Below are 23,687 nucleotides of genomic sequence, written 5' to 3'. Positions count from 1 at the left end.
GGCATAGACGCCTCGCTACTCTCATAGGCTGTCGATTTTGCTTTTTAGTTGGTAGCTTTCATCCGTCACAATCTGTTCTAGCGTGACCAGCCGCTGTTTCATCTCGTCCATCTCTTGGCGCATTTTGCTTAGTTCCTGTTCCGCTACAATCGCGCCTTTATGTTCAAGATAAGTGTTGGCAAGCTTGTAGATGATGCCGCACACAATCGCGACAACAGCAACTTCAAATGGTCCCATGGTTGACTCCCTATGAATTAAAACTGAAATTAAGCAAAACAGGTGCCATAAAAATAGATGTTAAATATCAATATGTTAATTTTACTCAGCTAGACAGGTTTAGGGTTTTAGCTAAAATTTTGTCAAATCCACCATATAGTTAACACAGCCAGCATAACTTGGCATCTGTTCAGCGCAACAAATATTGCAGCAGCAGCTTCTGCCACCAGCGATGATAAGGGGGTTGCATCAGTCTAGCGGGATTGAAGCGACCTTTGCACAGCACGGTTCGAGCATGGCTGAACTCTAGAAAACCCTCCACACCGTGATAATGCCCCATTCCCGAAGGACCAATACCGCCAAAAGGCGCATCATCCGCCGCTACATGGTAAAGCGAATCATTAATACATACTCCACCAGAATGGGTTTGCTGTAGGAGTTGTTGCTGCAATTGTTGTGAAAATGTCAATAGATACAGCGCCAGCGGTCTGGGTTTCTGCCGGATATAATCCACGGCTTGCGGTAATGTTTGGTAACCGATAATGGGAAGCAGGGGACCAAAAATTTCTTGTTGCATGATTTCCATCTTATCGGTCACTTCGGTGAGTAAAACGGTGGGCCATTTGCGTTGTTGTGCGAGAGCCTCAAGATTGCCACATGCAGGCTCGCATATGGCACCTTTGGCTTTAGCATCGTTGAGCAATCCCAGTAAGCGTTGCTGGTGGCGGTCATTGATAATAAAGCTGTAATCGGCGTTGCCTGCGAAATCTGGATACATCTGCTGAAAGGCAGTTTGCCAAAGACTGACAAACTCGGCTACTTTGGCTTGCGGGCACAGAACGTAATCCGGTGCAACGCAGGTCTGTCCGGCATTGAGGGTTTTGCCATACAACAATCGTTCAACCGCTACTGCTAGCGGCATGTCATCAGCAATTATGGCAGGGGATTTTCCTCCCAATTCCAGTGTCACTGGCGTCAGATTATGAGCTGCTGCTTGCATCACCGATTTGCCGACGTGGGTTGCGCCGGTAAACAGCAGATGATCAAACGGTAGTGCCGCAAACGCGGCGGCGACGTTGGCATCTCCTTCTACCACGGCTACCTGTGATTCATCAAACGCCTGTGATAGCAGTTGCCGCAGCACTTGATTGGTGGTGGGCGTAAATTCTGAAAGTTTCAACATTACCCGATTGCCCGCAGCCAAAGCACTGATTAATGGACTGAGCGACAGCATCACTGGAAAATTCCACGGAACGATAATGCCGCACACGCCTTTAGGTTGGTAGTGGACTTTGATGTTACTGGGCGCAAGCAACAGGCCGCTGTGACGTCGTTGTGGCCGCATCCAGCGGCGCAGGTTGCACTGACAATACTTAAGATAATTGAGCACAGGTAACACATCTGCCAACAGGCTGTCGTAGTCACTGCGATGACCAAAATCACGGCTCATGGCGTTTAGCAATTGCGGATACCCCTCAAGTAGTACCTGCTTTAGCGCCTGCAACGCCGCTAGGCGTTGTTCCCTCTCAGGATAGGGCTGTTGCACAAACGCCTGCTGTTGCTGTTGCAATATTTGCGGCAGTATTTCTGTGGTTGATAAAGCTGAAGTCGATGACGATTCCATGGTGCCAGCACTCAAATAACAGTCCTTGATGGCTCCATGCTAAGTCAGCAAGCGTTTCCAGACAACTGCCCAGCGATATTGATCGCGATCACAGAAAAACTGCTATCCGCTTACTAGACTTAACTGTAAAGGAGTTGCAAAAGTGATGCACAAGGAGTTCACTATGAATATGAAAGTACATGGAATTTCCATTGGTATTGAGAATCATGGCGGTGCTGATTTTGTGCTGTTTATCAAAGCTACCGGTACTTTGACTCACGAGGATTACGAGTGCATGGTACCCGTATTGGAAGCTGCGATTGATGGTGTGACCCAACCGCAGATTTTTGCCTTGCTGGACGTTACTGAAATGGATGGCTGGGAAGCTAGGGCGATGTGGGACGATCTGAAGTTAGGGATCAAGCATGGCCGCGAATTTAAAAAAATTGCTGTCTTTGGTCACCATGGGTGGCATGAGTGGATGGCGCGGATGGCAGACTGGTTTACCCCTTCTGCTGTGAAATTTTTCGAAGATCGGCAGGAAGCCGTGGCTTGGTTACGGGAGTAGGCCGTAACCAGAAACTGGTTTGCAGAATGCTGGAGTTCATTCTGTAATCCTGCGATTTGATACTCTGGGAAGTTATTCCCGCAAGGAGGTCATGATGCGCGACAAAGATATCCTGTGGCCGACAGATTTTTCTGATACGGCATCGCATGCGCTTGGATACGCAATTGATATGGCAAACCATTACAAAGTGGGATTACGTATTCTGCATGTAGTGGACCAGCCAGTAGCTGACGCCAGTTACCAACTGCTGATAGTGACACCGGAAGAGTTGGCACAGAGCATGGAAAAAGCGGCAGCGGACAGTATGCATAAGTTGCTGGCGCAGTTAGACACATCCCTGCATGTGGAAACTATCATCCGTCGTGGTGATCCAGTGGAAGAAATCCTCACTGAAGCCAAAGATGCCGATGTTGGCATGATAGTGCTTGCTAGCCACGGTCGCAGTGGCCTGAGCCACTTCCTCAATACCAATGTGTCTGAGGAAATCGCTAATAAGGCGATCTGTCCGGTATTGGTGGTGAAATAGCTGTTGTGGGCTGAACCCAGAAATTCGCTTCTGGGTTCCTTGCCTGATGGCGCTATTGCCATAATGTATTCCTAGTGCGTCAGTTTCACTGGGCGGTGGGTGTGTGGGTGTGAGCCAGCGCTTACTGGCGCGATATGATGCTTGTCTCACCACGGTCTTATCAATTAGCGTTATGCAAATCAACTAATAGCAATAGGTTGTTGCCACCATGGCACACAACGGAACGAGTGTATGTTGCAACCTGAGCATGTCACCAAACAGCAAATCGCATTTTTGCGGAAACTTTATCTGGCCCATCTGATTGATGATCAGCAGCACAACCTGTTGTCTTTGCAAAAGCTGACCGGTATGCCGCGGCGTACGTTGCAGGATGCCATTGCGGCTTTCAGCGATATCGGCATTACTGTGGAATTTGTGCAGGATGGTGGTCGTAATAATGCTGGTCATTACCACATCAAAACCTGGGGACCGATAAACAGTGCCTGGGTTGGTACCCATCTCACCCAGATTGCCTTGATATTGCAGTTGCCAAAGGCTTAAAACAGCCAACTGGCAGCGAAAACTAACCAACTCAGTAATAGTAATATCCAGGGTAGCCATGGGCGGGATGTGGTATAGGTCATTTCCTCGGTCGCCATTGGCTCATGGGTTACGCTGGCTTTGGTGGCACGTAGTCTTTTGGCAAGTTTATCGCGTTCTCTGGCTTTGGCTTTCTGTTGTTTTTTGTATTCGGCAATGCCTTTCTCAATGCCTTGTGCGATCAGTTTTGTCTGTTCCTTCGTCTGCCCTGGTTTCTGTGTTGCACGGGCGATCTGTAATGCCTGTTCTTGAGTTTCTGCAGAGATGGGCGTTTTACTCAGCATAATGTAGGCTCTCCGGTGATCCTGAATTGCGCTCCATTATACGGGCTTTTTCTCGCCTTGCTGGACGTCAGCGCAAATTCCCGCGACAATCGCAACAGACCTTCTCTGTGAGATAACTCGTTTGTCCGACACTAACACTTCCGACACTGCTGATGCCGTAGCCAGTAATCACTTCCCCTCAGCCACTTCCTCCAAGGTATTACCCTGGATTTTAAGCTTTTTGAAGCCCTACCGCTGGCGGGTGGTGACTGCACTTATCTGCCTATTGATTGGCTCCTTGGCCTGGCTGTCCTTAGGGCAGGGGGTACGGATGATGGTCGACCAAGGCTTTGCTGCCGGTGATCCGCACCGACTGAACCAGATTATTGTGTTTATTCTGGGAATTACGGCGGTGAGTGCCGCCGCAGTCTTTTGCCGTTTTTATCTGATGACTTGGCTCGGCGAGAAAGTCAGTAACGATATCCGGCGCATGGTTTATCAACAGTTGCTAGGGCAGAGCCGAGACTTTTTTGCCAAATTGCGTACCGGCGAAGTGATCTCACGTTTTACTGCGGACACGACGTTACTGCAAACCGTCGTCGGGTCGAGTCTGTCCATGGCGCTCCGCTCTTCGGTAACCGTTATCGGTGGCTTGGTGATGATGGGTATTACCAGCTGGAAATTGACCGCACTGGTATTATTAGCCGTGCCTTTGGTACTGGTACCCGTAGGTATTCTCGGGCGTAAAGTGCGGCGACTGGCGCGTAGTAGTCAAGATAAGGTAGCCGATCTCGGTGCTTTTGTGGATGAGACCTTACATGAGATCCATACGGTGCAGTCTTATGGTCACGAGCCCAGTGATAAAGCCCATTTTGATCAGCATCTGGCGCAGGTGTTAAAGGCGGCAAGCGGCCGCATCTACTATCGGTCACTACTGATTTCTGGCGTGATGTTGTTGAGTATCAGCGCCATCGTATTTGTCACTTGGGTGGGCGCTCATGATGTGATGCAGGGACGCATCAGTGCCGGACAACTTTCGGCTTTCATGTTTTATGCGGTGATGGTCGCTGGCGCGGTCGCCACCATCAGTGAGGTGGTGGGGGATATCCAGCGTGCTGTCGGTGCTACTGAACGGCTGTTGGAATTAGCCAATACGCCGGTGGTGATTACCGAACCTTCGCATCCGCAGCCTTTGCCACAGCCTTTACGCGGCGCTCTAGCAGTACAGGACCTGCAATTTGCTTATCAGTCAGGAGAGGCGGTACTTCAGCAACTGAATTTTGCTATAGAACCCGGGGAACGGGTGGCGCTGGTTGGCCCTAGTGGTGCGGGTAAAACCACGCTCTTCCAACTATTGCAACGCTTTTATCTGCCAACCTCAGGTCGCATAACTTTGGATGGCGTGGATATTTCACAGGTATCACTGGCGCAGCTACGGGCACAGTTTGCCTTGGTGCCGCAGGAGTCGGTAATTTTTGCTGACAGCGTGTTGGAAAATGTGCGCTATGGGCGTCCTGATGCGACTGAAACGGAAGTCATTGCCGCTTGCCAAGCGGCACATGCCGATGAATTCATTCGCGAATTTGCTGAAGGTTATCAGACCTATTTGGGTGAGCGAGGTGTTCGTTTGTCCGGTGGACAGAAACAGCGTATCTCTATTGCCAGAGCAATTTTGGCCGATCGACCCTTGCTGTTATTGGATGAGGCAACCAGTGCGCTGGATGCCGTCAGTGAAGTGATGGTGAAGAAAGCCTTAGACAGGTTGATGGTTGGACGCACCACCCTAGTGATAGCGCATCGACTGGCAACCGTCTTGAATGCCAATCGTATTTTAGTGTTCGATAAGGGGCGTTTAGTGGCAAGCGGTACTCATCAACAACTTCTGGAACAGAGTCCTCTGTATCGCGAGTTTGCCAGCTTGCAGTTATTGGCTCCTGAAGTAGCCGCGAGTTAGTGAGGATCAGGTGGCGATTGCCGTGAAGTCATCGGGTGAGTTATTGGGCCGTTTACGTATAAACTGTGCAGCAGTTTTCGTTGTAAGTATTGCCACCCGTCATAGAGTATTGATTATAGATGTTTCTAACTAATTATTTTAAAAAAGAAAATAATAATATTGTCATCAGCAGAACGCAGGCCAGTAACTTCGCCAAAGACATCGCTGGCGACTTTAATCCGTTGCACGACGAGGACGCCAAGCGTTTTTGCGTTCCAGGTGACTTGTTGTTCGCCTTGGTGCTGGACAAATATGGTCTTAGCCGCAAGATGCAGTTTCGCTTTGAAGGTATGGTGAGTGATGTTGTCGCATTGCATTTCCCTGAAGCTAGCGACGGGCAGATATGTATCGAAGATGAAAAAGGCAAGAGCTATCTTAAAGTTCATCGTGAAGGTGAACAGCGTTATTGCGAACAGCAGCTAGAAGCGTTTATTCGTAGTTATGTGGCCTTTTCTGGACTCAACTTCATCCATGTGCTGGTGCCGCTGATGCAGGAATACCAGGTGATGATCAATCCCGAGCGGCCACTGGTTATCTACGAAACCATGAGTTTTGAACTGGACACCTTAGCGTTTGAAGAGATGACGCTGGAACTGGTGAACAAGCAGTTGCAGGTTGATGGCAAGCGGGGTGACGTCTTGCTGGAATTTGCCTTGCTCAGCGGCGACAAGCAGGTCGGTACCGGCCGTAAAACGATGGTACTCAGTGGCTTGCGTCCGTATGACCAAGACGCCATTAACCGCATGATCACTGAGTATCAACGTCGTAGCGAAGCCCGGCTATAAGGGCTTCGTCCATCCAGATTACGCCGGTTTAAGGGATTGCCGATAGGCTTTGATCTTCGGCATCAACAGCTCTGCCCGTTGCAGGCTGTCAGCGCTCCACACCAACTGGCGATCATAATATTCAGCAAACGCAGGAATATGCTCTGGCAGTATTACCCAGGGCTGTTTAGTTGACGTGAAGATATGGACATCCGGCGGCAGTACCTGTGGTTGGTCGAGGGTGCCGACACGGACAAATTTGGTCAGAGGACCGCTGCCCGCATAGTGGCTCCATAATGCCACATGACATTTAGGACAACGGGCAATCTGCTGCCCTTGACCGCTGGCAGAGGGGGTATTGATCAGCTCAGGTTCGCCCTGTAGCAGTTCCACCTGTTCTGATTCCACCATGGCATTCACCGCAAAGGCCGACCCTGTTTCACGTTGACACCAACTGCAATGGCAACAATGCACTATCAGCGGTTTGCAGTTGAGGCGATAACGGATAAAACCGCAATCACAACCTCCTTGTAGTGGATATGGTGTTGGCATGCTAATTCCCTTAAGTTGTTGTGAGTTCGGCGCTGTGCAAAATAACACCATAGGCGGTTATCTAGTGCGATCTCAAGCTGGACTTTGGTACAAAGTTGTTACGCTTTCCTCGCTTTAAAGCTTCTGTGGCAAGCGGATTCAAAGGTAAGATAGGTAACATTATAGGTGATGAGAGAACGCACATGCCCAGTAAAGATCCGCTGGCGCTGGATAATCAGCTCTGCTTTGCGCTGTATTCAGCATCGCTGACAATGACGCAATTGTATAAACCCCTGCTGGAACCATTAGGTCTGACTTACCCACAGTACTTGGTGATGTTGATCCTATGGCAAGAAGATAAGTTAAATCTCAAGGATATCGGAGCGCAATTGGGGCAAAAATCTGGGGCGTTAACCCCGGTGATTAAACGCTTGGAGCAGGAAGGACTCGTACAACGCCTAAAAGATCCGTTGGATGAGCGGGCATTGCGTATAGGCTTAACTGAGGCTGGGAGTGCTTTGCGGACACAAGCATTACATATTAATCAGTGCCTGTTCCAGGCATGCGCCATGGAACAATCTGAACTGATTGAATTAAAAGATAAAATAATTTCCCTACGGGATAATTTGCAACAGCATTCAAAATAATGTTTGCGCGATAACAATTATTGCGATAACTTTATGTCGTAAAGCCGGGCTGGCTATTTTTTTAACGTATATAGTTATCGCAATAATTAATTGGAGCAAATCTTATGAACATTCTCTATACCGCTAAAGCAACATCTACCGGTGGCCGTGACGGTCGCTCAGTTTCTTCTGATGAACATTTGAATGTGAAACTTAGTACTCCTAAAGAGTTGGGGGGCGCTGGTGGTGAGGGGACTAACCCAGAACAGCTGTTTGCGGCAGGTTATTCTGCCTGTTTTATCGGTGCTATGAAATTTGTGGCAGCACAGGACAAACTCCGTTTGCCGCAAGAACCGCAAATTACCGCGCATGTGGGGATTGGTGCTAATCCTCACGGCGTAGGTTTTGCCATTGATGTCGAACTACATATCAGCGTTGCCGGTATGGATAAAGCTCAGTTGCAAACTTTGGTGGAAAAAGCCCATCAGGTTTGCCCCTATTCCAATGCCACTCGCGGCAATATTCGGGTTGAACTGATCATTGAATAATCGATGGTCTTGGCGTACCCCTAATCTCGGTGCCAGCCAAGATTAGGGGGCGTCACTGATGAGCATGCAATAACGTTGTAGTAAATTTGAATAAATACCTGTTAATTTACTGATTGACTGCACTATATCCTGTCAGTGCCGCTCATTATCTGTTAAATAAATAATGCCTTATTGCTATTTGGAACGCGCTGCCATAGGGTTGGCTATCTGAGTTCATTGCTAGGAATAAGGAATGTATTATAAAAAACGCCTGTTAAAGGCTTCACTGTTGGTTCTGTCCACTATTTCACCTTTTGTCACTACCTATGCTTTGGCTGCCTCATTACCGCCTGTTGAAGCCAAAAACGGCATGGTGGTGTCTTCGCAACGCTTTGCCTCAGAAGCGGGAGTGGAAATTCTTAAAATGGGTGGCAATGCCATAGATGCCGCTGTTGCTGTGGGTTACGCCCAAGCGGTGGTGAACTCTTGTTGCGGTAACATCGGCGGTGGTGGCTTTATGACGCTGCATCTGGCTGATGGCTCGGATCACTTTATCGATTTCCGGGAAATGGCACCGGCAGCGGCGACAGCCAAAATGTATCAGGATAAAGACGGAAATCTTATTCCACATGCCAGCACGTTAGGTTGGGGCGCGGTAGGCGTACCCGGTACTGTGCGTGGCATGGAGTTGGCGCTAACCAAATATGGTTCTGGCAAACTGACGCGGGCACAAATTATGGCGCCAGCGATCAAATTAGCGCGTGAAGGGTTCATTCTGACCCGTGGTGATACCGATGTCATCGACTCCAGCTTAAGCAAGATGCGCGGTGATAAACAAGCTTCAAAAATCTTTTTGCACGCGGATGGGACGCCGTTAGAACCTGGTGATCGCCTAGTACAGCCAGCGCTGGCAGACACACTGGAAAAGATTGCGAAAAATGGCCCAGATGCTTTCTATAAAGGGGATATCCCCAAAGCCATCGAGCAAGCCTCGAAAGCCAACGGCGGCTATATCACAGCCAAAGATTTTGCCAACTATGTTGCTAAAGAACGTACTCCCGTCAGATGTTCTTACCGGGGCTATGACTTCATTTCGGCGCCACCGCCAAGCTCAGGGGGCACGACTATGTGTCAGATCCTGAATATTTTGGAAGGGTACGATCTGAAGTCCATGGGCTATGGTTCTGCTGATGCGATTCACTTCACTGCCGAAGCGATGCGTCATGCGTTTGTTGACCGTAACAGTCTGTTAGGCGATCCAGACTTTGTAACAATCCCGATGGAGAAGTTGTTGAGTAAGGAATATGCGGCGGAGATCCGTAAAACCATCGATCCAGTGAAAGCTACGCCTTCTAGCGAACTGGCATCTGGGGTGCCTCCCCATGAAAAGCCACAAACCACGCACTATTCAGTATTGGATAAAGCGGGAAATGCGGTGTCTACTACTTACACAATCAATGGGCGCTTTGGGGCTGGGGTGATGGCTCCGGGTTATGGTTTTTGGCTGAACGATGAGATGGATGATTTCACCTCAAAAGTCGGTGAGAAAAACATGTTCGGTCTGGTTCAGGGCAAGGCTAACGCCATTGCCCCTGGCAAACGGCCACTATCCTCTATGTCACCGACCATTGTTACCAAAGATGGTAAAACCTTTATGGTGGTAGGTTCTCCAGGCGGTTCATTGATCATCACCATCACGCTGAACACGGTAATGAACGTGATCGACTATGGTATGAACTTACAGGAAGCAGTAAACGCGCCACGGATTCATCAGCAGTGGTTGCCAGATGTAGTGCTGTATGAAAAGAACGGCATCTCACCTGACACGCTGAAAATTCTCAAAACGCGTGGCTACAACATGGTTGAAAAAGGCCAATGGGGTGCGGCGGAAGCGATAATGATCGGTTTACCCAGCGTGGTCAGCGGTGACGAACACTCGAACGTCAGCGATGCCTCGGTATCCGGTAAAATCCGTGAAGGCTATATCTACGGTGCCAATGATGCGCGTCGGCCGCAAGGCGCTGCAGTCGGCTACTGATAGCGAAATTTTGAGTATTGAGGCCTGGGCATTGTGACCCAGGCTTTTTTTATGCAGCGCACTTCTTCGTCTTGTAATTGCAACAAATTTTTTCTTGGCTGAACTGACGGCGGTTGTATTGGTCGTAGATCACATGGACCTAAGACAATATTCAGGTGTTTCTGAGTTTATTGACGTGGGTCTGGATGAGATAGCAATCGATGCGGCGATATTGGGCAATACCGTAAGTAAGTTGTTGCTTACCCATTAAGCCAGTGTTTGAGCGTCTTGTGGTGACATAGTGTCCGCAGCAACCGTCTGTATCAGGCTTAAACTTGGTCATCACAAAACGCCGTACGGTAATTGATTCGTCACCTCGCCATTCTGCATCGGTTCCCATAAAGGAAGAATTATGCATAAATCAGTTAAACTCGCGGCGGCCATTGCGCTGGCGTTTGGCTCCATTACTATTCCAGCGTTGGCCACGGAGCAACCGCAGGCTCAACAGCAGCAAATCACCCGCACTACGTTAAAAAATGGCCTGCAAGTGGTGATCGTGCAGGATAAATTGGCCCCTGTCGTCACCACCCAAGTGAATTACTTAGTCGGCAGCAATGAAGTGCCAGATGGCTTTCCGGGTACCGCACATGCGGTCGAGCATATGATGTTCCGGGGGAGTCCGGGGCTGAACAAAGAGCAAATTTCTGCATTGGCAGCCAATATGGGCGGCCATTTTAATGCCGAAACCCGCGAGGACTTGACGCGCTACTTTTTTACCGTACCGAAGCAGGATCTGGATGTCGCGCTACGTATTCATGCCATTCGGATGAAGAGTGTGGAGATGAGTCCTGCCGAATGGAAAGATGAGCGTGGTGCCATTGAGCAGGAAGTGTCTCGGGATATGTCCAGTCCGGTGTTTAAGGCGATGACCGACATTCGTCAGTCGTTGTTTGCCTATACCCCTTATGCGCATTCGCCCTTAGGAACCCGTGCCTCTTTTGATAAAACCACTGCCGCTGCACTCAAGCAGTTTCGTGATACCTGGTATGTGCCAAACAATGCCGTGTTGGTGATAGCTGGCGATGTTGAGCCGCAGCATGTGTTGCCGGAAGTGCAAAAGTTGTTCGGTGATATTCCTGCCGGGGCATTACCGGCAAAAGCGGAATTCCATTTCCAACCGGTAGCGGCAAAACAGATTCATCTGGATACCGATACGCCCTACGGGTATGAGATCAGAGCCTTTCGTATGCCAGGATTAACCTCCAGCGAATACGCTACGGCACTGGTGCTGAGTCGGGCATTGGGTTCTCAACGTGCCGCGTTGTATGGCATGGGCATGGATGGCAGCGCACTGGCGGGTGGTTTTGATACCGAGTTCTTGCCTCATGCGGGGATCGGTTACGCCATTGGCATTTTTCCCAAAGGTGCCGATGCCGTCAAACTGGGGCATCATATCGACAGTATTCTGCACATTGCCGCCATTCAGGGGATTGATCCTGAATTGGTCATAGCGGCAAAACAAAATGCCATCGCTAGCCTAGAATTTGCTAAAAATTCTGTCGATGGTCTAGCTAATGCGTGGTCTGATGCGCTGGTCGAGCAAGGATTGTCGTCACCGGATGCTATTCGCGATGCCATTGCCGCCGTCACGCCCGCGGCAGTCAATGCATTAGCGGCGCGCACCTTTAAAGCCGATGCGACGATCAGCGCCACCTTAACGCCGCAAAGTTCCGGTAAACCGGTTGCCAGTAAAGGCTTTGGTGGTGCGGAAAACTTCAGTAGTGCACCAGATAAACCTGTAGTGTTGCCAGATTGGGCGCAACAGGCGTTTGCCAAACTATCAGTGCCAAACTCCGATTTACATCCTGATGATTTCACTTTACCCAATGGTTTACGAGTGATCGTCCAGCCGGAAACTGTCAGTGATACGGTATTGGTAACGGGGGAAATTAAGACCAATGAAGATCTGCAGGCTAAGGTCGGACAGGAAGGGATCAGCGATATTCTCGATGGTTTATTCCGCTTTGGTACAAAAGATCTCAATCGGTTGCAATACCAGCAAGCACTAGACAATATTTCTGCTGAGGCGATGGCTGGCAGTCATTTCTCCTTGTCGGTGCCAGCAGCTAACTTTACCCAAGGTATGCAATTGCTGGCAGATAACCAGCTGCATCCGGCGTTGCCACCACAGGCGTTTAAGATTGTGCAGCAGCAACAAGCCGCCAGTACCGCTGGTGAGTTGCAATCGCCAGATTATCTGAATCATCAACACCTGTTACAGGCTCTGTATCCTAAAACTGACCCGAGTCTGCGCTATGCAACGCCGCAGTCATTGATGCAACTGACTTATCAAGATGTAGTTCAGTATTATCAACAAACTTTCCGCCCCGATATGACGACCCTCGTAGTGGTTGGGAATGTTAAGCCGGCACAAGTAAAACAGGTGGTCAGTCAGTATTTTGGGCACTGGCATAGCAGCGGCGTTAAACCGAACGTTGATTATCCTGCGGTTCCCAATAATCAAGCTGCGCAATTTAATACCCCGGATAAATCGGCGGTACAAGACAGTGTTGCCTTAGTGCAGACGGTTGCCGTCACTGAGAATGACCCGGCGCGTTTTGCTTTGAATCTGGGGAATGAAGTGCTAGGCGGTGGCTTTTACGCCTCACGGTTGGTGAAAGATCTGCGTGAGAAAAATGGCTTGGTTTATACTGTCGCTTCCGGTTTTTCACTGGACAAACATCGTGGCACTTATCAGGTGGCGTACGGCTGTGATCCTGACAAGGTGATGAAAGCTAAGGCGCTGGTGGTGAAAAACTTGCAACAGATGCAGCAAACGCCAGTCACTGAAACTGAGCTTAAACAGGCTAAAGGCATTATGCTGCGCCAGATCCCCTTGGGGGAATCCAGCTTCGAGGGGATTGCTGAGCAATTATTGCAGTTGTCTATTGAAGGTAAACCGCTGGATGCCATGTCAAAAGCCGCTGCAGCCTATTTTCAGTTAACGGCGGAAGATGTTCGTAAAGCCTATGCGCAGTACATTCGTCCTAACGACTTTGTCACTGCTGTCAAAGGGCCAGCACCGCAGGCATAAGTGTGGCAATTATCTGGTCTCTAAAGCGCCTTTTCGCACAAAGGCGCTTTATCTCTTGGCGATCTCGCCGCAATATCACGAGTAACAGGTTGTGCGCTTATCAGGCCAACAATCGTATCTGATGACAACCACTAATGGTGAACTCAATGACCCAAGAATTCGGCCCGGCCGATCTCAAAAAAGCCTTGCGACAACAGCAGAATGAAATTAATGATTTCACCATCTACAGCATACTGGCGGCACTACAGCGCGAAGATAAAAACAAGAAAATCTTTGAAAAAATTGCCAGAGAAGAACAGCAGCATTACCAGTTCTGGGTTGGCATTACGCAACGGCAGTTGGCACCACAGAACTGGCTGGTGATGTGGTATGTGTTGCTGGTGAAATTGCTCGGTACTTCTTTTGCGCTGAAAAGTCTGGAGAAAAAAGAGTGCGGCGCTGAAGCGTTTTACAAAGAGCTATTTGATCTTTACCCGCAGGCGAAGGCCATTTATCACCAAGAAGTTAGTCATGAGCTGGAGCTTATCGATATGCTCCACGATAAAAAGCTGCTGTATACCGGAGCCATCGTCTTGGGGATGAATGACGCGCTGGTGGAACTGACCGGGACACTTAGTGGTATTGCGCTGGCATTTGATAAAACGCTAGTGGTTGGAGCGACTGGTTTGATCATGGGCATCGCCGCCTCGCTGTCGATGGCCGGTTCAGCTTATCTTGAGTCGAAAGAAAATCCCAACCCGGATATCAGTGCACTGTCTTATTCAGCGTATACGGGGGTGTCGTACATCATCACCACCGCAGTACTGGTGTTGCCATTTTTTGTATTGCACTCGATGGTGGCGGCATTAGCGCTGATGTTTGTCTTAGCACTGATTGCTATTGTGCTGTACACCTTTTACATCTCGGTTGCCAAAGACCTGAGTTTCAAAAGTCGCGTGTTGGAGATGTCGTCCATCACCTTCGGGGTGGCGATTATCTCGTTCTTTATCGGTTACGCGGTGAAGTATTTTCTCGGGGTTGAGGTATAGCGTCAACCTTAATCATTGCAGTAAAACAGGGCAAGATGCAGGCAATTTATCAAGACATGTGGCAACAGGCTACGGCGGCCATTGACCATGGCAAGTATCAGACCGATGCGTTAATTAATAATCCCACCGATGACAGGCGCGGGGTTACCGTACTGTCTTACCTGCAAGCGAGTCAGCCGCTGGTTAATGAGATTAATGGCTTTTTACAGGGGGTGAGCGAGCTTGAACCACAGCAATACCGGCAACCCGTCGCAGATTTGCATGTGACCGTGCTATCGATAATCTCTTGTATTTCGGGATTGCAGCTGCGGAATCTCAATGTTGCGGCTTATTGCGAGGTGTTTCAGCGGGTATTAGCGGAGGTCGATAGTTTTGATATAGCGTTTCGCGGCATTACCGCATCGCCGAGCTGTATTTTGTTGCAAGGCTTTGTGGTTGATGAGCGACAGTTATCGGCGCTGCGTGAACGCTTACGGCAAGCGTATCGTGACTCGGGCTTGCCTTGCAGTATCGACAGTCGCTATAAAATTGCCACGGCTCATGCCACCTTAGTTCGTTTTAATGCGCCGCTGCAGCAACCTCAGCGGCTGCTGGATTATCTGGCGCAGTATCGTGACTATGACTTTGGTCGGCATGCGGTGACGCAACTGTCGCTGGTATTCAATAACTGGTACCAACAGCAGCAACATACAAGGTTGCTGGATACGGTTCAGTTGCGCTGAGTCTCGTTATCTGGGGCATCGTGAATTAACGTGTTGCCCTGTAAATCAGCGCAACACGTTTTGCGTCAGTCATCAGCCACGTGATGGCGTGTGATTACCGCGGCGGGGATTGTTACCATTGCGATTGGATGCTGCAGGTCGACTTTGTTGCTCTCCGGGTTTTCTCGGCTTATTAGCGGGCGGACGTTGTTGTCCGTCAGCACTGGGCTTGCGTCGTGGTGCCTTAGTTTTAGCTGGGCGTTCAGCCGTGGTTTCACCGGTTTGCACTTCTCTTGGCTGTTTGGGTTGCTTCGGCTTCTTGGGTTTTTTCGGCCCATCGGCGCGCAAGCGCGTTTCTTGCAGCGGTTTGTTGGGCTCAAATCCTGCCATAGTTTCCCGCAGAATATGCTGTCCAATCAGATTTTCGATGTCAGCCAGTTGTTTCTGCTCGTCGTCGCTCACCAGCGATACGGCATGTCCAGAAGCGCCAGCACGACCGGTACGACCGATACGGTGGACATAGTCTTCGGCGACGTTGGGCAAGTCAAAATTCACCACTTGTGGCAACAAGTCAATATCCAGTCCGCGGGCGGCAATATCGGTCGCTACCAGTACTTTCACCACACCATTTTTAAAATCTGCCAATGCGCGAGTGCGAGCACCCTGGCTTTTATTGCCGTGGATGGCTGCCGCGCTGATTTTGGCGGCCTCTAATTGTTTTGCCAGACGGTTGGCACCGTGTTTGGTACGGGAAAATACCAGTACCTGTGACCACTGCTGTTGTTGGATAAGCTGGATCAACAAGGCGGTTTTCTTGGCCTTATCGACGGCATACAAGGTCTGGGTAACTTGTTCGGCGGTACTGTTGGGCGGTGCAACCGAGATCTCGGTTGGATTGGTGACCAGCCCTTTTGCCAGTGTGCGGATATCATTGGAAAAGGTGGCACTGAACAGCAGATTTTGCCGTTTTGCCGGCAGCAAGGTCAGAATTTTTTTGATGTCGTGAATAAAGCCCATGTCCAGCATGCGGTCGGCTTCATCCAACACCAGAATTTCTAAACGATCAAATTTCACCGCGTTCTGCTGATAGAGATCCAGTAATCGTCCTGGCGTGGCAACCAGAATATCGACGCCACGGCGCAATGCCAGCATCTGCGGATTAATCGATACCCCACCAAATACCACGGCACTGCGCAGATTGAGGTTTTTACTGTAATCACGCACGTTGTCGGCAATCTGTGCCGCTAGTTCCCGGGTCGGCGTCAGGATCAGGGTGCGGATCTGGTTGGCTTTAGGGCGGGTGCCACCACTTAACAAGTGCAAAATTGGCAAGGTAAACGCCGCGGTTTTGCCGGTGCCCGTTTGCGCGGCGGCCATCACATCATGGCCTTGTAATACGGCGGGAATCGCTTGTTGTTGGATCGGGGTCGGGTCGTTGTAACCCTGTTCTATAACCGCATTTAGGATTGGGGTAGATAAGCCAAGGGAGGCAAAACTCATGCAATAATCTCAATATTAGGTGGCATGGAAGCCGGAAGCTGGAGCCATTTCAGGCGGGCGGCAAGTTTACAGCAAAAGTGATGGTAGTGCCATGAGCAGTGCAGAATTTGTCCGAGGCTGTCAGCTAGCTGAACCAGATCACGGTTCGGACTGCCAATGCCAAGAAAATTGCAGTATCTTGATGCTGTTGCAACCAAGGAATGCAGGCAATGACAGCAATTGAGTTTATCAGCGCACAAGCACAGACTCGACGGGACTATGCCCTCGGGCTGATCCGCAATGTGCAGCAGATGTCTGCTATTGCCACTCCCAGACTTAATCATGGGCTGCTGAATCTGGCGCAGCATGGACGAGTGGCTTTTCATTTCCATCCCGATCGTTTGGATTATCGCGGCTGGCCGGTGATTGCCGGTTTACTGTCTGATGGCGAATATCGCAGTCAGTTTGAAACCCGTGTCTCCAATGGCAAGCTGTCACCGCAGCTCGGTGGTGCTCGTGATCACTGGGAAAATCAACTGTTCGGCCACTGTTATGTCGGCGCCAAGTTGCGACCCAAATACGGCGCGCTGGATATTGGTTTGCATCAGAGTGGCCCCTCAGCGCGTTTTGGCAGCTGTTATCTGTTGTCTACACCGGAGCTGTTAAGTCAGTGCACGTTCTGTTATCTGGATTCCTGCCGTGAACCACGGGAAAAGGGCACCCTTGCCTGTTTTGAGGACGTATTTGCGGCGCTGTTTAATGAATCCTTTGAGCGTGATGCTACGTTAGGCGTAAATGCACTGCGTCCGCCGGCCTTGGTGGATTATCTTTGTGAAGAACTGCCGCGTGGTGTGGATGCACGTTTTTTACGGCCGATGAGCCGAGATTTGGATCATTACATTGAAGCGCAATGTCACGGCGAATTATCCTTGACCCAGGATATCGATGTGCTGGTGGCTGACCCTTCCTATAAAGATACTGCGATTGAAGTATTGATGCAGCGATTGTGCGATCGTTATCAGATCCACTTATGCTGGCATCAAGGCTTTGTGATGGCGGCGGCAGATGTTCCGGCGGACTTCCGTGGTGCTACCATGCCGCAATTGGCGGCTAAAGTGGCGCGAGAAGGGGTGTTGACCCCAGCGATTCTTGGCGAGGCCGAGGTCTCGGTACGACGTGAGCCGGAACGCTGGCGCGGGCTTGGCAATGAAGCGGATTTACTCCAACAGTTCAAATTGCTCTGGCATGTGCTGGTGCGTTTTGGGGCTGTGGGCGCCTGAATGTTTCAGCCGTTTTGGGCGGCAATCACACGGTACAATATTCCCTGCAAAAATAGCAGCCAGAAGGTTTATTCCGATGGCAATGCCTGCGATACTGCCTAGCGAATTTAAACGCATCGGTCAAGCCATGGATTTATGGCGTTGATGCCGATGATATATCCCTGTATTTCGCTGTAATTAGTTTGGATATTCATGGATAAATCCCTTGAAAAACAACTAGCCGGATGGCTAAGACTGCAAAAGGGCGCTTGTGGCCCCTATCTGAAACTTTCAATGATGCTCGGGATTGCTAACGGAGTGGCGTTGGTGGTTCAGGCGTGGTTACTGGCGACCATGCTGCAAGGGCTGATTATCGATAACCTGCCACGGCAACAGTTTGTCCCGCATTTTATCGCCTTCGCGGTGCTAATTTTGTTGCGCGGCGCCTTAGCCTGGGGCCGGGAAAAGGTGGGCTTTGTTGCCGGGCGGCGTTTACGCAGTACGCTGCGGGCGGCCGTGCTGGACAAACTCAGTCGCCTAGGGCCTGCTTGGGTTAACGGCAAACCCGCCGGAGCTTGGGCCAGTATTGTCCTGGAGCAAGTGGAAGACCTACAAGATTTTTATGGCCGTTATCTGCCGCAGATGACGCTGGCGGGATTTATCCCGTTGATCATTCTTGGTTGTACTTTTCCGCTAAATTGGGCAGCAGGATTGATTTTGCTAACCACCGCGCCGTTGATCCCGTTATTTATGATCTTAGTTGGCATGGGTGCTGCTGATGCTAATCGTAAGCACTTCACCGCATTACAGCAGTTGAGCGGACATTTTATGGATCGCTTGAAAGCACTGCCAACGCTTAAGTTGTTTTATCGCGCGGCAGCGGAAGAAAGGTCAATTGCCAAGGCTTCGGAAGATTTCCGTGAGCGTACCATGGCGGTGCTGCGACTGGCCTTTCTCAGCTCGGCGGTATTGGAGTTTTTTGCGGCAGTCTCCATTGCAGTGGTGGCGGTGTATTTTGGTTTCTCTTATCTGGGGGAACTGAACTTCGGTCATTATGGCGTGCCCATCAGCTTATTCACCGGTATGTTTGTGCTGATCATGGCACCGGAATTTTATCAACCGCTACGTGACCTTGGGGCTCATTATCACGCCAAAGCACAGGCGATTGGCGCGGCAGAATCTTTAATTGCATTGCTGGAAGCCCCAGAACCCTTGAGTCAGGGCAACGAAATGTTGTCGGCGAGCTTAGTCAGCATCGAAGCGCGCGATCTGCAGGTACTCAGTATGGATGGGCAGTCATTGGTAGGCCCGCTGAGTTTTACATTGCAGGCGGGGGAAAAGCTGGCATTGGTTGGCCCAAGTGGTGCTGGTAAAAGCAGTTTACTCAACGCCTTACTGGGTTTTTTACCCTATACGGGCAGTCTTAAGGTGAATGGTGTGGAATTGCAACAGCTAGCACCTACCAGTTGGCGGCAACGACTGGCTTGGCTAGGACAGAATCCCCAGCTGTTTCATGGCTCAATTGCTGACAATGTGCGTTTTGGGCGGCCTGAACTTGACGATGCCGCCATCTGGGCATTACTGGAACAGGCCAAGATTGCTGATTTTGTGCGGTCCCAGCCAGAAGGCTTAGCACACCGGGTGCAGGAATTTAGCGGCGGTTTATCAGTGGGTCAGGCGCAGCGGATTGCATTGGCGCGGGCATTGGCGCGTAACGCTGAGTTGTACCTATTGGATGAGCCCAGTGCCAGCCTCGATAGTCAGAATGAGCAGTGGGTCCTTGATGCGTTATGGCAGGCAATGCAGCATTGCAGCTGCCTGATGGTGACACATCGTCTGGATCAACTGGATCGTATGGACCGCGTGCTGGTGCTGGATCATGGTCAGTTAGTGCAGGAAGGGCGCTTTGCCGAGTTAGCGCAGCAGCCGGGCTTGCTGGCAACTATGCTGGCACAGCTGCCGTTAGCCCTGTCGTTGGACGATGTGGCTGGAGGCGCACAGGCATGAAAGTGTTATTACCGTTTCTAAAATTGTTCCGTCGTCAATGGTTGATGATGATGTTAGGGCTGGTGCTTGGCGTGCTGACTTTGATTGCTGGCATTGGTCTGTTGTCACTTTCGGGCTGGTTTCTTTCTGCTACTGCCGTGGCTGGACTGGCCGGCGTGGGCATGAACTACTTTACGCCAGCCGGGGGCGTGCGGATGTTTTCGATTATGCGCACTGCCAGCCGCTATGGTGAGCGGGTGCTAACGCATGAGGCAACGTTCCGCATTCTGACCGATCTGCGCTGCTGGGCCTGGAAATCGCTGTTGCCACTGAGTGAACGCAACCTGAGTGGCATGCGTCGCGGCGATCTGCTGAACCGCCTGGTCGCGGATATTGATACTTTGGATCATCTGTATCTGCGATTACTGACGCCTCTTGCCAGTTATCTGCTGATGCTGTTGTTACTGTTTGTGTTTATCGGCTGGTTTGACTGGCATTTGGCATGTTTGCTGTGTGGCGGTTTGTTGCTAGCTGCCATTGTGTTGCCATCATTATTCTATCAGTTGGGACAAGCGCCGGGGCGTCAGATTATTGAGCAGCGACGCCATTACCGGGTGCGGTTGCTGGAGTGGTTATCGGGACAAGCGGAGCTAACACTATTCGCTGCTGCCGATGATTCCCGCCGCACATTGGCGCACGTGGAACAACACTGGCTTGATAGTCAGCAGCGAATGGCCGCGATTAGTGGTATGAGCCAGGGATTACTGATCCTGTTTCATGGAAGCTTGGTATTGCTGATGTTGTGGTACGCTGCCAGTGGTGTCGGTGCTGCAGTGCCGCCAGGCCCCTTGTTGGCATTAGTGGTATTTTGTGTGCTCTCCAGCTTTGAATTAATGATGCCATTAGCGGGCGCGTTTCAACATCTATCTGCCACTATGCTGGCCGCCAGCCGGGTTGCCGATATTACCGGGCAGACACCCGATATCACCTTCCCGACGACCAGCAATGGCAAGGCAGCTAACGGCGAGTTGCTGATTAACGATATTGTGTTTGCGTACCCGCAAGCGCAGCCCGTTTTGCAACAGTTGTCGCTACGGATTGCGGCTGGCAGCAAAGTGGCGTTGTTGGGAAAAACCGGCTGTGGCAAATCAACCTTGCTGTCGTTAATTACCCGCCAGTGGCAGTCGCAGCACGGCACTATCCAACTTGCAGGAACACCATTGGAGCATTATGACGAACAGAGTCTGCGAGCTTCAATGACGGTGGTGAGCCAGCGTGTGGCTTTGCTGAGTGCCTCGTTGCGGGACAATTTACAATTAGCGCTGCCAGAGAAAGTGAGCGATGAGCGATTGTCACAGGTGTTGCAACAGGTGGGCTTGGCTAATCTGTTGCAGGATCAAGGCTTGAATGCCTGGATTGGCGAAGGTGGCAGGCAGCTGTCCGGTGGTGAACAGCGGCGTATTGGTGTTGCCAGAGCATTGCTGCGTGATACTCCGCTGCTGTTGCTGGATGAGCCAACCGAAGGACTGGATCGGCGTACCGAGCAAGAGATCCTGCGATTATTACTGACACATGCCCAAGGTAAGACGTTACTGATGATCAGCCATCGTTTGACCGGCATGGCACAGATGGATGCTATTCATCTGCTGGAAGGTGGGCAGATTACGGCCAGTGGGTCGCATGAGCAACTGCTGCACACCACACCTGCTTATGCGAGTCTGTACCGGCAATTGCAGGATTGATAGCGGCGGCGTTATTAACGCTTACAAAAGGATGTCTTTGGCATCCTTTTTTTATGTCCATGCCCCGGCAATATTTAATCAAGTTGAGCCTGAAAATCGCTAGCAGATCACAGAAGCTGACGTATCGATCTTCAATAATACAATTATTGGCATATGCTAATAATTGTAAGGCGCGTTGTCATACAGACGACGCCGTAATCGGAGTAGAAACGATGATAGTTATTCCTATGAGTCGGGGGCACTTGTCCGGGCATTTTACCAAAGCGCAGCAGTTGGCCTTTTTTAGCGCAGACGGTCAATTGCAGCAATTAGTCGATAATCCGGCCTTAGGTGGCAATTGTGCGGACAAGAGTGCGATGCTCAATCTGATAAAACAGCAAGGGGCTCAGATAGTGCTGGTACACCAGATTGGCGAACGTATGCTGGGTAAATTGTTGGATGCCGGGATCAGTGTTTGCCGCCCCAGAGAACGTAACGGCAGTTTGCAGCAACTATTGAACGATGCCTGTGATACACGGTTACGCTTGTTGGATACCAGCACTGCCAGACCATCATTGCAACATCAGAATAAAGGTGGGTGTGGTGAAAGTTGTGGTTGTGGCGGAAGTGGTGGTTGCCATCATCACGCCTCGACAGTGCCGCAAAGCTCACTGTGTCGGCCACAGCATTGCTGTAGTGATGAGATTCATTTTAGTGGCTTCCGTCCGCAAAAATAGTCAGCATTCTCTGTATTGATTGTGGGTTAAGACTCCTGCCAGTTGTCCCTTGTTGTTTGTGCTTATCAGCTTTTCGCTGTTACCGGTGGTGGAAATGTGATTTTCTTCCTCCGCCCCGGCCTTTTTATCCATCTGCGGAATTTTCTATGGTAACTTAACTTGTTTTTTACAGTTTGCCATACCGGGATTGCCCCGGAAGTCTGAAAAGGAAGATAACAATAATGAAAAGCAAACATTGGCTTGGCAATATTGGTCTGCAGGTAGTAATAGCCATGATCCTCGGCGCGTTAGTGGGCTGGGCGATGGGCAGCAGTGCTTCAATATTCGCTCCTTTGGGAACGCTGTTTATTCATCTGATTAAAATGCTGGTGATCCCGTTGGTGCTGGTCGCAATTATTGCGGGTTCCGCTAGTCTTGGTAACACACCATCTGCCGGTAAAATTGGCCTTGGCACTTTTGTGTTTTTTCTGGGAACTTCAGCGCTTGCCGTCGTGCTGGCGCTAGTGCTGGGACATCTGTTTGAACCTGGATTGGGTACCGATATTACCGCACATGCCAAAGCATTTGACCCTGTGACCGCTGACCAAGGGGCGTTGCCCGGGGCCGTAGACACGTTGATTGGCATGATCCCTACGAATGTGTTTGAATCCCTGACCGGTGGTAATATCCTGCAGATCCTGGTGTTCAGCATTTTCTTTGGTATTGCCCTGACCAAGGTAAAAGGTGCAGGGCCTAAGCAGGTGCAATCAGCACTCAATACCGTACTAGAAGCCTTGGTGTGGATGATCTCTAAAGTGATGCTGATAGCGCCGCTAGGGGTGTTCGGGCTGATGGCCGATGCGGTAGGCAGCTTCGGTTTTGGTGCGATGAAAGTGGTGCTGAATCTGTTCTGGGTGTATCTGCTGGGGATTATCATTTACACCTTCTTGTTTTTCCCTGCGTTGGTGCAACTGCTGTCACCGGTCTCCGCATTGAAATTCATCATGGTGATGAAAAAGCCGCAGGTGATGGCCTTGTCGACGGCGTCGTCGATGGCGACCTTGCCAGTCAACATGCAGACCTGCGAACAGGATCTGAAAGTCAGTAATGCCACCGCATCGTTTGTCTTACCGCTAGGGGCTACGGTCAATATGAGCGGCAATGCCATTTATTACGGGCTGGTGGCGATTTTCTTTGCGCAGATGTACCACGTCCCGCTGGATATGACTGCTTATGCCGCGATTATCCTTACCTCAACCCTCGGTGCTGTCGGTCAGGCAGGGGTGCCGGGTCCGACATTCCTGGTGGTTGCTGTGCTGTTGTCGGCGGGGATCCCGATCGATGGCTTGCCGTTACTGTTCGCGCTGGATCGTATTTTTGACATGATCCGTACGGCATTAAATATTACTGGTGATGCGGCTTGTGCAGTGATTATGGACAAGTATGCGCCAGAAAAAGCGCAACCGATACTCATAGACGAAGCCGACTGA

The 23,687-nt window shown here is 50.5% G+C and carries 22 protein-coding genes; 16 read left to right on the top strand and 6 right to left on the bottom strand.

The features are described 5' to 3' along the window. Nucleotides 1-21 precede the first annotated feature (21 nt). Together J3L11_RS04545 and J3L11_RS04540 are read right to left on the bottom strand one after the other, a co-directional pair. Nucleotides 22-237 carry a hypothetical protein gene (locus tag J3L11_RS04545; protein ID WP_133037893.1) on the bottom strand — a complete coding sequence of 72 codons (216 nt, stop codon included), beginning with the start codon at nt 235-237 and terminating at the stop codon, nt 22-24. A gap of 169 nt (nt 238-406) precedes the next feature. Further along, a complete protein-coding gene (locus J3L11_RS04540; protein ID WP_207570285.1) occupies nt 407-1,840 on the bottom strand; it encodes a coniferyl aldehyde dehydrogenase in 1,434 nt (477 codons plus the stop codon). Between the two features lie 163 nt (nt 1,841-2,003). Here J3L11_RS04540 and J3L11_RS04535 point away from each other — a divergent pair, with 163 nt between their 5' ends. The 3 genes from J3L11_RS04535 (at nt 2,004) to J3L11_RS04525 (ending at nt 3,453) form a co-directional block, all read left to right on the top strand. After that, the gene (locus J3L11_RS04535) at nt 2,004-2,387 is read left to right on the top strand and encodes an STAS/SEC14 domain-containing protein (protein WP_133037892.1); all 384 of its coding nucleotides are present in this window, start codon (nt 2,004-2,006) and stop codon (nt 2,385-2,387) included. A gap of 94 nt (nt 2,388-2,481) precedes the next feature. Further along, complete coding sequence (locus J3L11_RS04530) at nt 2,482-2,913, top strand: universal stress protein (protein ID WP_133037986.1); 432 nt, start codon at nt 2,482-2,484, stop codon at nt 2,911-2,913. A gap of 231 nt (nt 2,914-3,144) precedes the next feature. After that, nucleotides 3,145-3,453: a winged helix-turn-helix domain-containing protein gene (locus tag J3L11_RS04525; RefSeq protein ID WP_207570267.1), complete on the top strand. Its 309-nt coding sequence runs from the start codon at nt 3,145-3,147 to the stop codon at nt 3,451-3,453. Here J3L11_RS04525 and J3L11_RS04520 read toward each other — a convergent pair. After that, the gene (locus J3L11_RS04520; protein WP_189618025.1) at nt 3,450-3,776 is read right to left on the bottom strand and encodes a DUF2956 domain-containing protein; all 327 of its coding nucleotides are present in this window, start codon (nt 3,774-3,776) and stop codon (nt 3,450-3,452) included. The genes J3L11_RS04525 and J3L11_RS04520 overlap by 4 nt on opposite strands. A 121-nt stretch (nt 3,777-3,897) precedes the next feature. On the opposite strand from J3L11_RS04520, the gene J3L11_RS04515 reads away from it, so the two are divergent. Further along, entirely contained in the window at nt 3,898-5,709 is a 1,812-nt protein-coding gene (locus tag J3L11_RS04515; protein ID WP_278250710.1) for an ABC transporter transmembrane domain-containing protein, read from the top strand. A gap of 119 nt (nt 5,710-5,828) precedes the next feature. Further along, complete coding sequence (locus J3L11_RS04510; RefSeq protein ID WP_207570266.1) at nt 5,829-6,533, top strand: DUF3581 domain-containing protein; 705 nt, start codon at nt 5,829-5,831, stop codon at nt 6,531-6,533. 18 nt (nt 6,534-6,551) lie between these two features. Here J3L11_RS04510 and J3L11_RS04505 read toward each other — a convergent pair whose 3' ends face one another. After that, entirely contained in the window at nt 6,552-7,064 is a 513-nt protein-coding gene (locus J3L11_RS04505) for a GFA family protein (RefSeq protein ID WP_207570265.1), read from the bottom strand. A 182-nt stretch (nt 7,065-7,246) separates the two neighbouring features. Between J3L11_RS04505 and J3L11_RS04500 the strand changes: the two genes are divergently transcribed. The 3 genes from J3L11_RS04500 to ggt all read left to right on the top strand — a co-directional run bounded on the left by J3L11_RS04500 (nt 7,247) and on the right by ggt (nt 10,234). After that, a complete protein-coding gene (locus J3L11_RS04500; RefSeq protein WP_207570264.1) occupies nt 7,247-7,690 on the top strand; it encodes a MarR family transcriptional regulator in 444 nt (147 codons plus the stop codon). 104 nt (nt 7,691-7,794) lie between these two features. After that, on the top strand, nt 7,795-8,217 hold the full coding sequence (locus tag J3L11_RS04495) for an organic hydroperoxide resistance protein (RefSeq protein WP_207570263.1): 423 nt from the start codon (nt 7,795-7,797) through the stop codon (nt 8,215-8,217). A 232-nt stretch (nt 8,218-8,449) separates the two neighbouring features. Beyond that, nucleotides 8,450-10,234, top strand: a complete 1,785-nt coding sequence (gene ggt / locus J3L11_RS04490) for a gamma-glutamyltransferase (RefSeq protein ID WP_207570262.1) — start codon at nt 8,450-8,452, stop codon at nt 10,232-10,234. A gap of 151 nt (nt 10,235-10,385) precedes the next feature. Here ggt and J3L11_RS04485 read toward each other — a convergent pair whose 3' ends face one another. Then, nucleotides 10,386-10,631, bottom strand: a complete 246-nt coding sequence (locus tag J3L11_RS04485) for a hypothetical protein (RefSeq protein ID WP_133037883.1) — start codon at nt 10,629-10,631, stop codon at nt 10,386-10,388. Here J3L11_RS04485 and J3L11_RS04480 point away from each other — a divergent pair. From J3L11_RS04480 to J3L11_RS04470, 3 genes are all read left to right on the top strand, one after another. Further along, nucleotides 10,626-13,307, top strand: coding sequence for a pitrilysin family protein (locus J3L11_RS04480; protein ID WP_207570261.1), 2,682 nt, complete (start codon nt 10,626-10,628; stop codon nt 13,305-13,307). The genes J3L11_RS04485 and J3L11_RS04480 overlap by 6 nt on opposite strands. Nucleotides 13,308-13,453: 146 nt before the next feature. After that, nucleotides 13,454-14,335, top strand: a complete 882-nt coding sequence (locus tag J3L11_RS04475) for a VIT1/CCC1 family protein (protein WP_207570260.1) — start codon at nt 13,454-13,456, stop codon at nt 14,333-14,335. A 35-nt stretch (nt 14,336-14,370) separates the two neighbouring features. Then, on the top strand, nt 14,371-15,057 hold the full coding sequence (locus J3L11_RS04470; protein ID WP_207570259.1) for a hypothetical protein: 687 nt from the start codon (nt 14,371-14,373) through the stop codon (nt 15,055-15,057). Between the two features lie 72 nt (nt 15,058-15,129). Here J3L11_RS04470 and J3L11_RS04465 read toward each other — a convergent pair whose 3' ends face one another. Then, nucleotides 15,130-16,536: a DEAD/DEAH box helicase gene (locus J3L11_RS04465; RefSeq protein WP_207570258.1), complete on the bottom strand. Its 1,407-nt coding sequence runs from the start codon at nt 16,534-16,536 to the stop codon at nt 15,130-15,132. 209 nt (nt 16,537-16,745) lie between these two features. Between J3L11_RS04465 and J3L11_RS04460 the strand changes: the two genes are divergently transcribed. From J3L11_RS04460 to J3L11_RS04440, 5 genes are all read left to right on the top strand, one after another. After that, nucleotides 16,746-17,795 (top strand): DUF3626 domain-containing protein, encoded by a 1,050-nt coding sequence (locus J3L11_RS04460; protein ID WP_207570257.1) that lies wholly within the window; start codon nt 16,746-16,748, stop codon nt 17,793-17,795. A 192-nt stretch (nt 17,796-17,987) separates the two neighbouring features. Beyond that, nucleotides 17,988-19,781, top strand: a complete 1,794-nt coding sequence (gene cydD / locus J3L11_RS04455) for a cysteine/glutathione ABC transporter permease/ATP-binding protein CydD (protein ID WP_207570256.1) — start codon at nt 17,988-17,990, stop codon at nt 19,779-19,781. After that, nucleotides 19,778-21,502, top strand: a complete 1,725-nt coding sequence (gene cydC, locus J3L11_RS04450; protein WP_207570255.1) for a cysteine/glutathione ABC transporter ATP-binding protein/permease CydC — start codon at nt 19,778-19,780, stop codon at nt 21,500-21,502. The genes cydD and cydC overlap by 4 nt, the downstream gene beginning before the upstream one ends. A gap of 212 nt (nt 21,503-21,714) precedes the next feature. After that, complete coding sequence (locus tag J3L11_RS04445) at nt 21,715-22,218, top strand: NifB/NifX family molybdenum-iron cluster-binding protein (RefSeq protein ID WP_207570254.1); 504 nt, start codon at nt 21,715-21,717, stop codon at nt 22,216-22,218. A 221-nt stretch (nt 22,219-22,439) separates the two neighbouring features. Next, entirely contained in the window at nt 22,440-23,687 is a 1,248-nt protein-coding gene (locus tag J3L11_RS04440) for a dicarboxylate/amino acid:cation symporter (RefSeq protein ID WP_207570253.1), read from the top strand.

It is taken from the genome of Shewanella sp. 4t3-1-2LB (assembly GCF_017368415.1).
Lineage (GTDB): Bacteria > Pseudomonadota > Gammaproteobacteria > Enterobacterales > Shewanellaceae > Shewanella > Shewanella fodinae.
This window is presented reverse-complemented; position numbering and strand designations above follow the sequence as displayed.

Excerpts from the sequence above, each read along its gene's own strand:
- J3L11_RS04545 (WP_133037893.1), bottom strand. The coding sequence starts at position 237 with ATGGGACCATTTGAAGTTGCTGTTGTCGCGATTGTGTGCGGCATCATC.
- J3L11_RS04540 (WP_207570285.1), bottom strand. The coding sequence starts at position 1,840 with ATGGAATCGTCATCGACTTCAGCTTTATCAACCACAGAAATACTGCCG.
- J3L11_RS04535 (WP_133037892.1), top strand. The coding sequence starts at position 2,004 with ATGAATATGAAAGTACATGGAATTTCCATTGGTATTGAGAATCATGGC.
- J3L11_RS04530 (WP_133037986.1), top strand. The coding sequence starts at position 2,482 with ATGCGCGACAAAGATATCCTGTGGCCGACAGATTTTTCTGATACGGCA.
- J3L11_RS04525 (WP_207570267.1), top strand. The coding sequence starts at position 3,145 with ATGTTGCAACCTGAGCATGTCACCAAACAGCAAATCGCATTTTTGCGG.
- J3L11_RS04520 (WP_189618025.1), bottom strand. The coding sequence starts at position 3,776 with ATGCTGAGTAAAACGCCCATCTCTGCAGAAACTCAAGAACAGGCATTA.
- J3L11_RS04510 (WP_207570266.1), top strand. The coding sequence starts at position 5,829 with ATGTTTCTAACTAATTATTTTAAAAAAGAAAATAATAATATTGTCATC.
- J3L11_RS04505 (WP_207570265.1), bottom strand. The coding sequence starts at position 7,064 with ATGCCAACACCATATCCACTACAAGGAGGTTGTGATTGCGGTTTTATC.
- J3L11_RS04500 (WP_207570264.1), top strand. The coding sequence starts at position 7,247 with ATGCCCAGTAAAGATCCGCTGGCGCTGGATAATCAGCTCTGCTTTGCG.
- J3L11_RS04495 (WP_207570263.1), top strand. The coding sequence starts at position 7,795 with ATGAACATTCTCTATACCGCTAAAGCAACATCTACCGGTGGCCGTGAC.
- ggt (WP_207570262.1), top strand. The coding sequence starts at position 8,450 with ATGTATTATAAAAAACGCCTGTTAAAGGCTTCACTGTTGGTTCTGTCC.
- J3L11_RS04480 (WP_207570261.1), top strand. The coding sequence starts at position 10,626 with ATGCATAAATCAGTTAAACTCGCGGCGGCCATTGCGCTGGCGTTTGGC.
- J3L11_RS04485 (WP_133037883.1), bottom strand. The coding sequence starts at position 10,631 with ATGCATAATTCTTCCTTTATGGGAACCGATGCAGAATGGCGAGGTGAC.
- J3L11_RS04475 (WP_207570260.1), top strand. The coding sequence starts at position 13,454 with ATGACCCAAGAATTCGGCCCGGCCGATCTCAAAAAAGCCTTGCGACAA.
- J3L11_RS04470 (WP_207570259.1), top strand. The coding sequence starts at position 14,371 with ATGCAGGCAATTTATCAAGACATGTGGCAACAGGCTACGGCGGCCATT.
- J3L11_RS04465 (WP_207570258.1), bottom strand. The coding sequence starts at position 16,536 with ATGAGTTTTGCCTCCCTTGGCTTATCTACCCCAATCCTAAATGCGGTT.
- J3L11_RS04460 (WP_207570257.1), top strand. The coding sequence starts at position 16,746 with ATGACAGCAATTGAGTTTATCAGCGCACAAGCACAGACTCGACGGGAC.
- cydD (WP_207570256.1), top strand. The coding sequence starts at position 17,988 with ATGGATAAATCCCTTGAAAAACAACTAGCCGGATGGCTAAGACTGCAA.
- cydC (WP_207570255.1), top strand. The coding sequence starts at position 19,778 with ATGAAAGTGTTATTACCGTTTCTAAAATTGTTCCGTCGTCAATGGTTG.
- J3L11_RS04445 (WP_207570254.1), top strand. The coding sequence starts at position 21,715 with ATGATAGTTATTCCTATGAGTCGGGGGCACTTGTCCGGGCATTTTACC.
- J3L11_RS04440 (WP_207570253.1), top strand. The coding sequence starts at position 22,440 with ATGAAAAGCAAACATTGGCTTGGCAATATTGGTCTGCAGGTAGTAATA.